The following is a 15,688-nucleotide window of genomic DNA, read 5'->3' on the forward strand; positions in this document are numbered from 1 at the left end:
GTTAGCTGATCTGGATTTCTGATGCCAGCCTGGGCGGGAGGCGGAGCGTAGCGGAGCCGAGCGGCCAGGCTGGCATCTTGACTGTTTCCGGGGCTGGAGGGCGGTAGCCGAGGCTGCTGTGTGGGCGCAGTCGGTTGTAATGCTCGCGCCACCAGCCCGTGACGCAGCGGACCTCCTCCAGGCTGTAGAAGATCTCGCCATTGAGCAGTTCATCGCGAAGGCGGGCATTGAAGCTCTCGATATATCCATTCTCCCAGGGGCTGCCGGGTTCGATGTAGAGGGTGGTGACACCGAGCCGACCCAGCCACTCTCGCACCGCATGGGCGACGAACTCGGGACCATTATCGGACCGGATATGTTCAGGCGGCCCATGCTCGATGAACAGGTCGGCCAACACGTCGATCACGTCGTTGGACCGGAACCGTCGCAGCGGCACCATCGCCAGACATTCGCGGCTGAACTCGTCGATGATATTGAGCATCCGGAACTTGCGTCCGTTGCGCGTCTTATCCTCGACGAAGTCGTAAGACCACACATGCCCGCGATGCTGTGGCCGCAACCTTATACACGACCCATCGCCCAGCCAGAGCCGACGTCGTTTCGGTTGCCTCTTCGGCACTTTAAGACCCTCCCGCCGCCAGATGCGTTCCACTACCGACAAGCTGACCTGCCAGCCTGCATGGCCGAGCAAGGCATGGATACGGCGATAGCCGTACCGGCCATAATCCCTGGCCAGCGCGATGATGTCGGCCGTCAGATGCCGTTCGTCGGCATCATCCTTGGGACGATGTCGCTGCGCTGAACGATGCTGAACCAGAACACGGCAGGTCCGCCGCTCCGATACCGGAAGAACCCGGCGGACCTGCTCGATCGCTTCACGGCGACGGGAGGGACTCAAAAAGTCAGCTTCGACGCCTCTTGCAGGATCGCCTTGTCCAGCGCCAGATCCGCAACCAGCTTCTTCAGCTGCGCATTTTCCCGCTCCAGATCCTTCATCCGACGCACCTGGTCGACCTTCAGGCCACCATATTCCTTACGCCACCTATACAGCGTCTGTTCGGCAATCCCGATCTGCCGACAAGCCTCGACGGCGGTCCCGCCTCGACCGACAATCACATCCACCTCACGCTGTAGCGCGACAAACAGGATGAGGATTGCGCGTCAATCAGGATGAGAATGTGATTGTCGCGGCGCGTCATTCAGTGCCGATTTTAATTGTCGCTGGCAAGGACCTCGTTCTCATCCTGATTGTCGCGGATGGTCTCGAGGACTTTCGGAGTGGTGTAGGCGGCAGGACGTCCAGCCCCGGTGCGGCGGGCCTGAGCCGTGCGCCGGCGATAACTTTCGACGTTCATCTCGAAGATCGTGGCGTGATGCACGAGCCTGTCGACCGCAGCGAGCGTCATTGCCGGGTCCGGGAAGACGCGATTCCATTCACCGAAGGGCTGGTTGGCGGTGATGAGCAAGGATCTGCGCTCGTATCGGGCACTGATCAGTTCGAAGAGGACGGAGGTTTCCGCCTGATCGCGTGAGACGTAGGCAAAGTCGTCGAGAATGAGCAGATGATATTTGTCGAGCTTGGCGATTGCGGATTCCAGCGTCAGTTCGCGGCGAGCGACCTGCAGACGCTGGACGAGGTCAGAGGTGCGGGAGAACAGCACTCGCCAGCCATTTTCCACCAACGCCAGGCCGATCGCCGCCGCCAGATGGCTTTTGCCGCCGCCTGGCGGGCCGAACAGGATGAGATTGGAACCCTGGTCGAGCCAGCCATCGCCGGCGCACAGGGCCATGACTGGCCTTGAGATCATCGGCACGGCCTCGAACGCAAAGCAGTCCAACGTCTTGCCTGCCGGCAGGTGGGCTTCAGCCAGATGACGCCCGATCCGGCGGCGATCGCGTTCGGCGAGTTCATGTTCGGCAAGGGCTGCAAGGAACCGGCTCGCGGGCCATCCTTCCTTGTCCGCCTGGGCCGCAAAATCTCCCCAGATATGCTTGATGGTTGGCAAGCGCAGTTCATTGAGCATCAGGCCCAGGCGCTGTGCGTCGATCATAGGAGCCGTGCTCATGCCGCTTCTCCCTGTTCGATCAGCCCGTCGTAGATCGAGAGCGAGACCATCTCGACCACGACTTCGGGCAAAGTGGCGGGATCGGGGCTGAAGCGGGCCCGTAGTGCCGACAGGCATGGGGTCCTGCGGATTGCCAGGTCCTCCTCCAGGATATGGGCGAGCTCCGCCTCGCAGGCGCGCTCGTGGGCCATGGCCAGAAGCTCGACCATGATCCGGCAGGCTTCTTTCTCGCCCACAGCTTCCAGCAAGTGCTCGAACATGAGGCGGTAGGGCGCGCGGGGGAACAGGCTGTCACGATAGACCAATCCCCGTAGCGCCATCGGCTTGCGCCGCAGGGAATGAATGACATGGCGATAATCGACGACGTGGCCGTGCTTACCGTTCACACCGGCGCGGCCGCGCTGCAGGGTCATGAGCCTTGTGCCGCCGATGAAGACATCGAGACGGTCGTCGTAAAGGCGCACGCGCAGGCGATGTCCGATCAGGCGCGAGGGGACCGTGTAGAACACCTTGCGCAGAGTGAAGCCGCCCGAGGACGTCACCGTCACGAGGACTTCCTCGTAATCGGTAGTCCGTGCGTTCGGGAGGGATTGCAGCGCCTTGCGCTCAGCATCGATGCCGGGACCGTGGCGCCGGTTCCTTGCGGTCACGACTTCGTCGATGAAGCGGCGATAAGCGGCAAGGTCGGTGAAGTCGGTGGTCCCGCGCAATAACAGCGCGTCCTTGACTGCAGCCTTGATATGGCCGTGGGCGCTCTCGATCGCACCGTTCTCGTGGGCAATGCCTGTGTTGTTGCGCGTCGGCTCCATTCCATAATGGGCGCATAGGGCGTCATAGCGCTTGGTCAGGTCGGCCTTCGCATCTGCGTCCAGGTTGCGGAAGGCGGCCGACAAGCTGTCGGTACGGTGGAGCCTGGGCGCTCCGCCAGCAGACCAGAGCGCATTCTGCAGCCCTTCGGCCAGGGCGACGAAACTCTCGCCGCCCAGAATGACGTGCCCATGTTCAAAGCCACCGCAAGGCAGGCGGAAGTGATAGAGCAAGTGATCCAAGGGGGCCCCGGCGATGGCGACGTCCAGATCGTTCATGCACGTAAAATCGGACATGCCGAGCCGTCCCGGTTCATGAACCTGCCTGAAGATGACTTCCCGATCCTCGCCGTTCAGAGCGCGCCAGTCGCGAATACGCCTCCGTGGTTCGTCGTGAGCCGAACTCGGTATCCGGGTACCGGCGGCGCAGTTCCTCGAAGATCGCGACAGGACGAAGACCGGGGGCGGCCTCCAGCATCGGCACGACGACTTCTTCGAAAATGCCTGATAGCGGATCAGGCCGCCGTCGGCCGCGCGGCGCCTGTCGCTGAGAAGGCAGGCGCGCATCCTGCAGCACCCGGTAGCCTGTCGCCGGGCTGAAACCGGCCTTGGCCGCCGCCAGGGCGACGGGATCGTTACGTCTGTGGGTCATGAAAAGTCTCACCTGATGATCGTTGATGTGTCGGCCCGCCACACGTCAGGTCCTCCTCCCTAGGAAAACCCAATGCATAGCGACCACCACGACCATCACAGGCACCCTTCAAAAGGCGCCCCCTGCGTTCCGGCATCGGCTACGGGCTACGCCCTTCGCCAATCCCGGAACGCAAGATTCTCATCTTGTTTGTCGCGCTTTCTCAACCTGAATGTCGCGCGACATCACGCAGCTTCGCGATGATCTGCTCCGGCGTAAATCGCTGACGTCCCATATATTTCTCCAATTCTTATGCCCTCTCGGGCTCTCTCCAGAATTGGACCAATTTTCTCAAGGCAGACCAGCAATGATTGAGCAGGACGCTGAACTCGCCCTTCGAACTGCGAGTTACGATGACATTGTCGAGCCCGATTTTGCGCAGCACATAATCACCGTTCTTGGGCAACTCGCTTTCATGCGCCACGAACACCCAGGCGCGCGTGAAAATGCGGTCTACTTCCGCGCGGAACACCGCATCGTCCGCAAACACTTCCACGGGCAAAGTGCCACGCTCCAAGCCTCTCTCGACCCGGTCGCACAGATCCTCCAGCACCGTGCCGTCATCGCGGGGTATCGTTCTTTGATGTATGTTCACGCGGCGTCTCCCTGCGCGATGCCCACTTGCGGGCACGAATTGTTTCATGCTTCCTCCATGCCGCAGAGCCTGTCTCCAGGGACTGACCCGGCTCTCCAGGACCATGCGGAGGGAAGTACGCGAAGACGCTTATATCAGCAGTCGCGCCAGCTATGTTATCCGAGCGGCCTTCCAATTATGTCCCGGTGCCCAATCCAGCTGGAGACGGGGACCATGAATTGCTATATTCTCTGGAATATATTGATCGCGCATTCGAAAGCGAATTATGAACCGCAATCCTGGAATTGGTCTGCCTTGAGAAAATTGGTCCAATTCTGGAGAGAGCCCGAGAGGGCATAAGAATTGGAGAAATATATGGGACGTCAGCGATTTACGCCGGAGCAGATCATCGCGAAGCTGCGTGAGGTGGATGTGATTGTCGGTCGAGGCGGGACCGCCGTCGAGGCTTGTCGGCAGATCGGGATTGCCGAACAGACGCTGTATAGGTGGCGTAAGGAATATGGTGGCCTGAAGGTCGACCAGGTGCGTCGGATGAAGGATCTGGAGCGGGAAAATGCGCAGCTGAAGAAGCTGGTTGCGGATCTGGCGCTGGACAAGGCGATCCTGCAAGAGGCGTCGAAGCTGACTTTTTGAGTCCCTCCCGTCGCCGTGAAGCGATCGAGCAGGTCCGCCGGGTTCTTCCGGTATCGGAGCGGCGGACCTGCCGTGTTCTGGTTCAGCATCGTTCAACGCAGCGACATCGTCCCAAGGATGATGCCGACGAACGGCATCTGACGGCCGACATCATCGCGCTGGCCAGGGATTATGGCCGGTACGGCTATCGCCGTATCCATGCCTTGCTCGGCCATGCAGGCTGGCAGGTCAGCTTGTCGGTAGTGGAACGCATCTGGCGGCGGGAGGGTCTTAAAGTGCCGAAGAGGCAACCGAAACGACGTCGGCTCTGGCTGGGCGATGGGTCGTGTATAAGGTTGCGGCCACAGCATCGCGGGCATGTGTGGTCTTACGACTTCGTCGAGGATAAGACGCGCAACGGACGCAAGTTCCGGATGTCAACGGCGGAGCAAAAGTCGGCCATTCGGCGGCGTAAAACCAGGCCATCGTGTTACATGCCGGGGGGAGTGGCGTGAGGGCGTAGCCCGAGGGCCACTCCCCCCGGCATTGGTGTAATTTTCAGGGTCTGGTTTTGGCCTTGCGGGCCCGGCTGTGCGCGAGGCGATAGCTTTCGCCGTTCATCTCGAGGATGCTGACGTGATGGGTCAGGCGATCGAGGAGCGCGCCTGTGAGACGCTCAGATCCGAAGGTTTCGGTCCATTCGTCGAAGGGCAGGTTGCTGGTGATGAAGGTGGAGCCGCGTTCGTAACGCTGGGAGATCAGCTCGAACAACAGTTCGGCGCCGGTCTTGGAGAGCGGCACAAAGCCCAGTTCGTCGATGATGAGCAGCTTGTATCCGGCCATCTGCTTCTGGAAGCGCAGAAGACGGCGCTCGTCGCGGGCCTCCATCATTTCGCTGACCAGCGCTGCCGCGGTGGTGAAGCCCACCGACAGTCCTTTCTGGCATGCTGCCAGTCCGAGCCCCAACGCTACGTGCGTCTTTCCGGTGCCTGATGGCCCCAGAGCGATGGCGTTCTCACGCCGCTCGATCCACTCGCAGCGCGCCATCTCGAGCACCTGCATCTTGTTGAGCCTGGGGATGGCGGCGAAGTCGAAGCTGTCGAGGCTTTTGACGGCGGGGAAGCGCGCGGCCTTGATGCGCCGCTCGACCATGCGACGCTCCCTGTCGATCATTTCCATCTCGACGAGGCGGGCGAGGAAGCGGATATGATCGACGCCTTCAGCGGCACATTGCCGCGCGAGCTTGTGATGCTCACGCAGGCACGTAGGCAGCTTGAGCGCCTTGAGATGGTGAGCGAGAAGGATCTCCGGGGCCTGATCGCTCATGCGGCCTCCTGCCGGTCGGAGAGCAGGCTCAGATAGGCTCTGGCAAAGGTCTTCTCGACCGTGGTGCGTGGCAGGAAGGGATAGACGTCCAGGTCCAGCCTGGGCGGTACGCGTTCGATCCGGCACAGGACGAGGTGCTTGACGGCATCGAAGCCGATGGCGCCAAGATCGATGGCCTGTTCGACCGCCGCCTGGAGATCGGCGAGGGTGAACGTTTCCAGCAGGCGCAGTACCTGCACATATTCGCGCCTGCCATGTTTGTGCATGCGCCCTTCCATCAACCGCTGCAGTGTCGTGAACGCTTCGGGCAGGTCCCAGCCCTGCAAAGGCGCAGCCTGGTCGAATGCGTTGATCTTCTGCTCGATCAGCGGGAGATAATGGAGCGGGTCGAAGACAACCTCCTCGCGGGCATAGCAACGAGGATGACGGGCGATGACTTCGCTGCGGCAGCCGATCACCACCTCATCGACATAGGCCCTGATCCAGACCTCCTGATGGCCCCAGGCCACCGGAACCGAATAATCGTTGGTCCTGTAGCGCACCAGGGATTGCGAGGAGACCCTCCCGCCTTTCTGATCGCAGGCCTCGAAGGGTGTAGCGGGCAGAGGCTGCATGGCCGCGAGATCGCGCTGCAGCCGCTCACCGATCGTCTCGCTCTGCCCGCGCACCTTGTCCTGCTGGCGCTTGCGGCATTGCTCCTCCAGCCACAGGTTGAACGCCTCCCAGGTCGGGAACTTCGGGATCGGCACCATGAAGTTGCGCCGGCAATAGCCTACCAGCCCCTCCACATTGCCTTTCTCGTTCCCCTTGCCCGGGCGAGCATAGCGGTCGCGGATCACGTAATGTGACAGGAAAGCGCTGAACAGCGTGGCACGCTGCCGCGTGCCGTCGGGCAGGATCTTCGTCACAAGGCAGCGATCGTTGTCATAGACGATCGAGCGCGGTACCGCGCCGAAAAACGCGAAGGCATGCACGTGTCCGTCCACCCAGGCCTCCGCCACCGCCGCCGGATAGGCCCGCACATAGCAGGCATCACTGTGCGGCAGATCGAGCGCGAAGAAGTAGGCCTTCTGCTCCACCCCGCCGATCTCCACCAGCGCTTCCCCGAAATCGGCCTGCGCATCTCCCGCAGGGTGCGCCAGCGGCACGAACATCTCCCGGCTGCGCTGTTCGCGCTCCCGGATGTAATCCTTGATGATCGTATAGCCGCCGGTGAAACCATGCTCGGTGCGCAAACGGTCGAATACCCGCTTCGCCGTATGGCGTTGCTTGCGCGGGACACTGCGGTCACCCTCAAGCCATCCATCAATGATCGCCACAAACCCGTCCAGCTTCGGGCGCTGCGGTACGGACTGGCGCCGGTAACCCGGCGGCGATGAAAACGACAGCATCTTGCGTACCGTTTCGCGCGACACATTGAAACGCTTCGCCGCCGCCCGTTGGCTCATGCCATCCGCGCAAGCCAGACGGACCTGAAGATAAAGTTCCACGCTGTAGATCCCCACACCTCCCTGACTCGGCAGAAAGGCTTCAAGGTGGACGACTTTTACGCCGCCCGCAGCAGGACTATCCCGCCGCTACCGTGGTCGAATATTGCTCCGCCGTTCTCACCCATCGAATGAAAGCGTCCATGTGCCTTCGCCCTCATTATAGTCCGCCTTCGTCACTGCGGTGCGAAGGCGGACATAAGGCATGAGCCCGTGCTTTTCCGCAAAGCCGGAAAAATACGCCAGAAGCTCATCCCTGCGGGGAAAAGTGGAGCTCCAGTTAGGGTTCCGATCGAATGAATAGCTGTAGATATGGCTGTGAACGTCACAGCACAATCCGGGATAATTGTGACGCTTCCAGGTTCCGCCGACCGCATCGTCCTTCTCGAAAATTGTGAAATTCTCGAAGCCCGCAGCTTTCAGCTTGTAACCCATCACTAGTCCGGCGGCGCCAGCACCCAGAACCGCGATGCTGGCGCTTTTCTTCATATCCACTGCCATTTCATCCTTGTTTTCTACTCGGAACTTTCTGCCGAGTGGTTCTAATTTCCGTAGCGCACGGTAAGCGAGACGCCGTAAGTGGCAGGTCGCCCGGTGTAGCGGTAGAGCACGTCGCTGCCGGAGAAGATCGTGGTGGCATATGTCTTGTTGCCCACGTTCCGGCCGAACACCGACGCCTTCCAGCTCCCGTCAGCACTTTGAATACCGGCTCGCAGATCAAGCAGCGCATAGGCCGGGATGCGATACTCGTCCGCCTTCAGCACCGCCGTTTCAAACGTGGCATTCGTCTTGTCCTGGTAGGTCAAGGTGCCACCGAAGAACGTCTCCGTGCTGGCCGAAACCGGGAACTTGTATTCCGCATCGACAACGGCCGAATACTTCGGCGTGAATGGCAGAGTCGAGCCGTTGTAGTCCCCCTTGTAACCTGCCTGGTTGTAGATCGCGAGGCCGGCAATCGTCTTGTCGAACTTGCCGTTCACCTTGGAGTCGAGATAGGAACCGCTCAGCGAGATGTTCAAACCGTCGACGGGGTAGAGCTGAAGTTCGGCCTCGACCCCAAGGACCTTGGACTTAGGCACGTTGAGAATGTTCTCCAGCAGTCCGAACACTGGATCCGAAGTTTTAGCACGAACCTGCTTGTTAGCGTAGTCGTAGTAGAATGCCGCGGCATTGAACTGGGCACGGCGGTTAAGCAGAGGTGCCTTGAAGCCGAACTCATAGGCGCGCAGGCGCTCCTGCTTTGCCGGCTGGAACTGCGATTGTGCAGTAGCCGCAGCATTGCCAAAGACGCCGGCTTTGTAACCCTGGCTGGCACTGACGTAAACCAGGGTTCCGCTGTCGAACTTGTAGTTCGCGCCCAACCGCCAGGAGACATTGTCTTCATTAAGAGATCTCTCAATCGGGGTGATCGCCGGACGAAAGAGGTCGGCCCCCGCCGTCGGACTATCATTAAGCGCGATGCACTGCCCCGGCTGCACGACCACGTGACCGGCCGGATTGAGTCCGAACGCTGTCTGCAGATCGTAGAAGCCGAAGCCCGGAACCACGTCTGCGTTACCGAACGTCTTCGAGAACAGCTGCTCCGGCGTCAGGTCATAACCGCAATAGGCGGCATCGCGCTTCGACTTGGTCCAGCGGGCGCCTGCCTGCAGGGTCAGGTTGGGCGCAACCTCGATATCGGCATTTCCAAACACCGCGAAGTTCGAGATCTTCTGCTTAAGCTCATGGCTGTTTTCAGTGAAGCGCAGGCCTGGCAGTGCTTCACCCACGGAAAGGTCGAAGGCACTGAGGGACCGCTGGGTGTCGTCGACGCTGGCGTGGTCATAGTTGACACCGCCAACGAGGTGGACACTCTCACTGTCGTGGGCCAGCCGCAATTCCTGGCTGAAGAACTCGACGCCGCCGAACACCCGCACCGGAAGCGCCGTGGCCAAGGTCGCATCATTGTCCTGCGCCCTGTTGATCTTCTGATCAATGTAGGAAGTCAGCGAGGTCAAGGTCAGCGTATCGCTGAGATCGACTGAAGATCTTAGCGCAGCCTGGAACATGCGATCGTTCATCTGATGCGGCCACTCAGGGCTCCACTCTGCCACTCGCGCGTTGTCGCCAAGGCCGATCGGCGTCATGCCGAGATAGGAGTTCGTGCCCGGCTCGCCGATGCGACCGGCGACCTTCGCCTGCCGAGCAGCCAGGCTCGCGTCGAAGTTCGGGCTCGCCGGGTTCGTGAACGCGGCATAGGCGGCCGGATTGACCACCTCGAACGGATTGCTCCGCGTGGCTCCAGCCGGGATGAATCCAGCTGTCGGGACAATGTTGAGCTGGTTGGAGATGAATTGCGCCTGCTGGGTATCCGACTTGTCCTGATAGCCCGAAAGCGTGAGCTCGAACCTGGCGTTGTTCGTCGGCTCCCAATCGAGAATGGCGCGCCCGATCAGCTGCCGGCTCGCACCGTTCTTGTCTTCCCGGCGAGAAAGGCTGTACTGCCAGTCGCCGCCCTGAACCGCGCGGACCGCGATGCGGCCCTTGAGTGTGGACGACAGCGGGCCGCTGACAAAGCCGGAAACGTCGAGCTTGTTGAACTTGTCATAGGACAGATCACCGCCGGCAGCCAGCGTGTCGGTCGGTTTGTTGGAGATATAGTTGATGGCGCCGCCGGTCGAACTTGCACCATACAATGTGCCCTGCGGTCCCTTGAGCACCTCCAGGCGCTGCACGTCGAGCCCGAGGCCAAGGCTCATGGTCGGAAAAGGAATCGAGAATTCGTCCTGGTACAGCGCCACGGACGGCGACGCGCCGAAGCTGTACTCATACAAGCCGACGCCGCGCAGCGTATAGACCGGCGTCGCATAGCCCGAAGCGGTGAACGTGAAGCCCGGAACAACACGCGTGAGGTCAGCGGGGCCGGTCACGCCTCGGGCTAACAGGGTGTCGCCGGACGCAGCCGTGATCGACATGCCCACGGAATTGATAGACTGTTCGCGCTTCTGCGCGGTCACGACAATTTCGTTAGAGGGCGCACTATCGGTCGCCGGCTGCTCGTCCGCAGCGTGTGCGGTGCCTGCAAGTAGCGCAACAGTAGCCGCTCCGCAAAGTAGTTGATTAAAAGCTTTCATTTCACACTATCCCCTCATGTTGATCATTTGTGATCATGCCCAAACAAACTTGTTCTTTTATTTTTGGAAACATAATGCATTCAGCGCAGGAATTTAGCAATCTCCACGCTTGCCTCTTCTGCTTCGGGTAGAAAGTTCGCAAACAAATGCCACACGTGCGGCAGGTCCGGCCACACACTCAGCGTCACGCGCGCGCCGGCGGCGGCTAGACGATCCGTAAAGGTCTTCGCATCCCAGTAGAAAAACTCGGCTCCGCTAGCCTGGATCAGGGTGGGCGGGAATTTTTCGAGCAGCTCGGCCGGGGCGTGCACCGGCGAGACCATGGGGTCGGCAAGGCGTTCTTGATCGATCCCATAGATCTACGGCACGTAGATGACGCCGGCGTTGCTACCCACCGGGTCGCCTTCGCGGTCATGTCGATCAGGATTGCACGACGCCTCCAGCATCGGCGAGATCAGCACCACCTTGTCGGGCAGGCGCCCACCATGCTTGATCAGGTGAAGACAAGTGGCTGCGGTCAGGTTTCCGCCACAGGAATCACCGGCGAGGAAGATACTTGCCGCCTTTGCGAATCCTTCCGGAGCATTGGTCTCCGCCCACTTTAGCGCCGTGACGCAGTCTTCCAGACCGGCGGGATAGGGATTCTCCGGAGACAACCTGTACCCGACGCTCAGGATGGGCATGCCGGTGGCCTTGGCGAGAACCGAGATCATAGGGCGATGGCTGTTGAGCGAACCTGCCGCCCATCCGCCACCATGGAGATAAACCGTGATAGCGTCGGACGTAGCCCCGTCCGGAACGATCCACTCGGCTGCAACGCCGCCCGCGTCGACGGATATGCAATTTACGCCGGTCATTGGCGTGCGTGGCACTACGTCGCCGTAGGTCTCGGTTGTGCTGCGCAGAAGATCGATCATTTCCCCGATAGACTGGGGCGGGGGATCGACGTTCATGCTAGCCGACAAATGCTCGAACGCCCTTTGAATATCCGCTCTCATCGTCCGCTCCTGTTCTAGTGACCGCACTCGTTCGGGAGGCGGGACAGACTTGATGCGCGCACGCGTCTCTCCCGCCCAGCCTGTATCAGCCGAGGTTCATCGTGACGTTCTTCTGATAAAGGAAGCCCTCGATCTGATCCGGGCCGCCTTTCCAGCCGTACCCGCTCATCCGGTAGCCGCCGAAGCCGACACTGGGATCAATGATGCCGTAGCAATTCACCCAGACGGTCGAAGATTTGATCTTTTCGCTCATCGTCATTGCCGTTGACAGATCGCGGGTCCAAACTGCTCCGCCCAGGCCAAAGCTGGTGTCGTTGGCGAGCTTCAGCGCCTCTTCCGCATCTTCAAAGCCGATCACGGAGATGACTGGGCCGAAGATTTCCTCGCGGGCTATGCGCATGTCGTTGTGCACATTCGAGAAGACAGTCGGCTCGACAAAGTTGCCATCGGCGAGGTTTCCTCCGAGGCGTTTGCCTCCGACGACCAACTGGGCACCTTCCTGGGTGCCGAGCTCGAAATAGCCGGTGACGCGCTCGAGCTGCTTGCGGTTGACCAAGGGGCCCAATTGCGTTGACGGATCGATGCCGGGCCCAACCTTCAGCGTCTTTGTGAAGGCCTGCAAACGCTCAAGGAATTCTTCCTGAATGGACTTCTGCACGAAGAGGCGCGTGCCGGCAAAGCAGACCTGCCCGCTGTTCGCAAACACAGCCATCGCCGCTCCGGGCACTGCCTTATCCAGATCGGCGTCGGCAAAAATGATGTCCGGAGACTTGCCGCCAAGCTCCACCTGCACGCGCTTGATGTTGGTGGCCGAGGCCCGGATGATCCCCTGGCCAGTCTGTGTGGAGCCAGTAAACCCAATCCGATCGACGTCGAGATGCTCGGCCAGCGCCTGCCCCGCCGTCGGGCCAAATCCTGTGACCACATTCAACACGCCCTTGGGAAGGCCTGCCTGTTCCAGCAGTTCCGCCGTGCGGAGCACCACTAGCGAAGCATCTTCGGCGGGCTTCAGGACGAGCGTGCAACCCGTAGCCAACACCGGACCAATGAGCCACCATTGGCTCAGGATCGGGCTGTTCCAGGGTATGATGCCGCCAACCACACCGACAGGAGCGCGCAGCGTGAACGTGCGAAAATCGCCAGGCAGGGAGTTCGGGCGAGTATTGCCGGCGGTGTTGAAAACTTGCGATGAATAAAACCGGATCGCCCCGACAATCATCTGCTTCATGAATGGGCCCCGCGAAATGGGAGCTCCCATTTCCAGAGTGTCGATGGTGAGGAGTTCTTGAAAATGGCTTTCGATCAGATCGGCGGCACGCAGCAGCAGCGCCATCCGATCCTGGGGTGTCCACTTGGACCACTCGCCTTCAAATGCCTTGCGCGCGGCGCGGACCGCACGGTTGATATCTTCTAAATCGCCCTCGGCTATATGGCCAAGCAAATCGCCGTTTGCGGGGTTACTGGTCTCGAAAGTTTTGCCCGAAGCCGCTTCGACCCATTCACCCCCAATGAACATCTTTTTCGGCTTCCCATCGAACATGTGGGAAACAGATGCATAATTACGCACGTCTTCAACGGCTGCCATCGCTTGATCTTTCCTCTCGTGCACCCGGAGATTTCCTTTTCGGCAGTTGCCTCGACGATAGCGCCGAAGCGAAGTCTCCGATTCAAAACTCTGCCGATCGTCTCATTTTACAGGACGCAATTCCGCTTGTCAGAACGGGTTTTACTGCACCGCGCTTTGCTTGACAAGGGGGGCTTTCAGTCCGCACGGTAAAGTCCGGTTCGACATATAGGCGTCGTGACAATCGGGGTGAACGCTTTGGCACGCCACTTGCTTTGCCGGGCAATTTTTATCGACACGCAATCCCGTATCGGCACCCCGATGGCACGTTGCGAGTGAGTGATTCATTAGGATTTCTGCCGCGCGTCTGTGCTGGCCAACCAGCGATAATGTCTCGGACAGCCACGCCATTTGGGAATTGGAGGCTCGTAAAATACCTGACGGAATCGACGATGTCCGGGAACGGTATGCAAGTGAACGCAAGCGTCGGATGCAAGGCGGGGCGGGCCGCTACATGGAACTGGAAGGCCGCTTCGCCGAAATGTTCGCGGACCCGTATGTCGACTTGGCTGCACGTCGCGATCCGATCTCGCGAGACGTCGATGTTCTAATTGTTGGCGGCGGCTTTTCCGGACTGCTTGCGGCGGCAAACCTTCGCCGATCGGGAATTCAGGACTTCGTCATAGTCGACAAGGCCGGCGACTTCGGCGGAACCTGGTATTGGAACCGTTACCCCGGGGTGATGTGCGACGTCGAATCCTACATTTACTTGCCGATGATTGAGGAAATTGGAACAATCCCATCCAAGCGCTACGCTCCGGGTCACGAAATCCTTGAACATAGCCGCGCCATTGGTCGTCACTTCGAACTCTACCCCAATGCCCTGTTTCAGACCCAGGTCACGAGTCTCAAATGGGCTGAAGACCAGCAACGTTGGTGCGTCGAAACCGCCCAGAACGATGTGATTCGCGCACGCTTCGTGATCCTTGGCAGTGGGCCGCTCAATTTGCCCCGCCTGCCAGACATACCGGGGATCGAGAGCTACACCGGTCACATGTTCCATACCTGTCGGTGGGACTATGACTATACCGGCGGCAGCCCGACCACCTCGATGGACCGCCTGGCCGACAAGCGCGTTGCGATTGTTGGTACCGGAGCGACTGGCGTACAGGTAGTCCCCGAACTCGCGATCGCGTCGAAGGAGCTTATTGTCGTGCAGCGCACCCCGTCCGCCGTCGGGGTGCGCGACAACGCGCCGACAGACATGGCGTGGTTCAAGAGCCTGAAGGCCGGATGGCAGCGCCAGCGCATGGAAAACTTCGATGCGATTCTAGCGGGCATACCTCAGACCGAAAATCTGGTGGGCGACGAGTGGAGCAATATCTGGTCACCGGAACCAGTCATGCTCGAGGGCGAGGATGCGGGTGCAATGTCGCTGGCCGAAGTCTACGAACTGACGGACTTCCGCCGCATGGAACGCGTACGTCAGCGCATCGACGCGGTTGTGAAAGACCCCGTAACCGCAGCGGCCCTGAAGCCCTATTATGGCCGCTTCTGCAAGCGACCGTGCTTTCATGACGAGTACCTCGAGGCATTCAACCGTGAGAACGTCACTCTGGTCGACACGGGCAGTCGCGGCGTTGAACGAATCACGCCGACCGGCTTGGAGCTTGCGGGCAGGCAGTATGAGGTCGACTGCATCATCTTCGCGACTGGATTCGAACTTGCGGCCCGGGCCGACAGGTCAGGCGGGTTCACGCTCGAAGGGGTCGGGGGTCGAGCGCTGTCCGATAAATGGGATCAGGAATTCCGCTCGCTTCATGGAATGAGCACTCGAGACTTCCCCAACTTGTTTGTTATCGGTACCTTCCGCCAGTCAGCAGGGACTATCAATGTCCCCTACTCGTTCGGGGATCAGGCCGAGCATGCCGCTGAGACTATCGCGATATTGCTGCGATTGGGGGCCACTCGGATGGAAGTGACCCAGGCCGCAGAAGATGCATGGACCGATCAGTGCAAGCAAAAATCCCGGCGTGATCTGGCCTACCTGAGGAACTGCACTCCCGGCTCCTACAATGGCGAAGGCAACACCGAGAACCTGTCGCTGCTTGTCGACCCCTACGGAGGCGGCCCCTTGGAGTATGCGCAATTGATCCGGGACTGGCGCACCAATGGTGGCATGAAGCGCGACCTGGACCTCGCCTGATCTACGAGGCAGTCCGCTTCGACAAGGTTCAGGCTGCCGCTGATCTCATCCTGGAGTGGGCTGTGACCCAGTGAACCAGATCGACCGCTGCATGCTCTTGTTTTACCCTATTTGCACTGCCACCTTCCAAAGGCCAGGTCATTTCATCTCAGGTGGAACTGTCTAAGTCGGAGGCAACTCCCACACGAGAACCACTGATCCGAATCTTCCATCTTGTAGGATGA

At 60.1% G+C, this 15,688-nt stretch carries 9 protein-coding genes and 3 pseudogenes; 2 read left to right on the forward strand and 10 right to left on the reverse strand.

Annotated features, from left to right (window positions below):
* Position 1 precedes the first annotated feature (1 nt).
* The 4 genes and pseudogenes from HT578_RS09145 to HT578_RS09160 form a co-directional block, all read right to left on the reverse strand.
* A protein-coding gene (locus HT578_RS09145) for an IS3 family transposase (RefSeq protein ID WP_422394393.1) occupies positions 2–1,155 on the reverse strand; the annotation gives its coding sequence in 2 pieces (ribosomal slippage) (positions 2–900 and positions 900–1,155; 1,155 coding nt in all).
* 56 nt (positions 1,156–1,211) lie between these two features.
* Entirely contained in the window at positions 1,212–2,066 is an 855-nt protein-coding gene (istB, locus tag HT578_RS09150) for an IS21-like element helper ATPase IstB (RefSeq protein ID WP_213503715.1), read from the reverse strand.
* Positions 2,063–3,566 (reverse strand): annotated as a pseudogene (gene istA / locus HT578_RS09155) (IS21 family transposase). The gene istB (HT578_RS09150) and the pseudogene istA (HT578_RS09155) overlap by 4 nt, the downstream one beginning before the upstream one ends.
* Before the next feature lie 247 nt (positions 3,567–3,813).
* A complete protein-coding gene (locus tag HT578_RS09160) occupies positions 3,814–4,206 on the reverse strand; it encodes a Rieske (2Fe-2S) protein (protein WP_213503716.1) in 393 nt (130 codons plus the stop codon).
* A 306-nt stretch (positions 4,207–4,512) separates the two neighbouring features.
* Between HT578_RS09160 and HT578_RS22210 the strand changes: the two are divergent.
* Positions 4,513–5,207, forward strand: a pseudogene (locus tag HT578_RS22210) (transposase); the annotation flags it as partial.
* Positions 5,208–5,328: 121 nt separating this feature from the next.
* Here the strand turns inward: HT578_RS22210 and istB (HT578_RS09175) are convergent.
* From istB (HT578_RS09175) to HT578_RS09205, 6 genes and pseudogenes are all read right to left on the reverse strand, one after another.
* Positions 5,329–6,096: an IS21-like element ISSsp5 family helper ATPase IstB gene (gene istB, locus HT578_RS09175; RefSeq protein ID WP_007686288.1), complete on the reverse strand. Its 768-nt coding sequence runs from the start codon at positions 6,094–6,096 to the stop codon at positions 5,329–5,331.
* Positions 6,093–7,586 (reverse strand): IS21 family transposase, encoded by a 1,494-nt coding sequence (istA, locus tag HT578_RS09180; protein WP_011950768.1) that lies wholly within the window; start codon positions 7,584–7,586, stop codon positions 6,093–6,095. Before istA (HT578_RS09180) ends, istB (HT578_RS09175) begins: the two co-directional genes overlap by 4 nt.
* Positions 7,587–7,703: 117 nt before the next feature.
* The gene (locus tag HT578_RS09185) at positions 7,704–8,084 is read right to left on the reverse strand and encodes an NAD(P)-binding protein (protein WP_213503718.1); all 381 of its coding nucleotides are present in this window, start codon (positions 8,082–8,084) and stop codon (positions 7,704–7,706) included.
* A gap of 41 nt (positions 8,085–8,125) precedes the next feature.
* Positions 8,126–10,579, reverse strand: a complete 2,454-nt coding sequence (locus tag HT578_RS09190; protein WP_213503719.1) for a TonB-dependent receptor — start codon at positions 10,577–10,579, stop codon at positions 8,126–8,128.
* 197 nt (positions 10,580–10,776) lie between these two features.
* Positions 10,777–11,694: pseudogene (locus HT578_RS22215) on the reverse strand (alpha/beta hydrolase).
* Between the two features lie 85 nt (positions 11,695–11,779).
* Positions 11,780–13,279: an aldehyde dehydrogenase family protein gene (locus HT578_RS09205; RefSeq protein ID WP_129927737.1), complete on the reverse strand. Its 1,500-nt coding sequence runs from the start codon at positions 13,277–13,279 to the stop codon at positions 11,780–11,782.
* A 493-nt stretch (positions 13,280–13,772) separates the two neighbouring features.
* Between HT578_RS09205 and HT578_RS09210 the strand changes: the two genes are divergently transcribed.
* Positions 13,773–15,464 (forward strand): flavin-containing monooxygenase, encoded by a 1,692-nt coding sequence (locus tag HT578_RS09210; protein ID WP_213503720.1) that lies wholly within the window; start codon positions 13,773–13,775, stop codon positions 15,462–15,464.
* The last annotated feature ends 224 nt before the right edge of the window (positions 15,465–15,688 follow it).

This window comes from Novosphingobium decolorationis, from assembly GCF_018417475.1.
Lineage (GTDB): Bacteria > Pseudomonadota > Alphaproteobacteria > Sphingomonadales > Sphingomonadaceae > Novosphingobium > Novosphingobium decolorationis.

Bases quoted from the DNA above. Each gene is read 5' to 3' on its own strand.
- istB (WP_213503715.1), bottom strand. From the start codon at position 2,066: ATGAGCACGGCTCCTATGATCGACGCACAGCGCCTGGGCCTGATGCTC.
- HT578_RS09160 (WP_213503716.1), bottom strand. From the start codon at position 4,206: ATGAAACAATTCGTGCCCGCAAGTGGGCATCGCGCAGGGAGACGCCGC.
- istB (WP_007686288.1), bottom strand. From the start codon at position 6,096: ATGAGCGATCAGGCCCCGGAGATCCTTCTCGCTCACCATCTCAAGGCG.
- HT578_RS09185 (WP_213503718.1), bottom strand. From the start codon at position 8,084: ATGGCAGTGGATATGAAGAAAAGCGCCAGCATCGCGGTTCTGGGTGCT.
- HT578_RS09205 (WP_129927737.1), bottom strand. From the start codon at position 13,279: ATGGCAGCCGTTGAAGACGTGCGTAATTATGCATCTGTTTCCCACATG.
- HT578_RS09210 (WP_213503720.1), top strand. From the start codon at position 13,773: ATGGAACTGGAAGGCCGCTTCGCCGAAATGTTCGCGGACCCGTATGTC.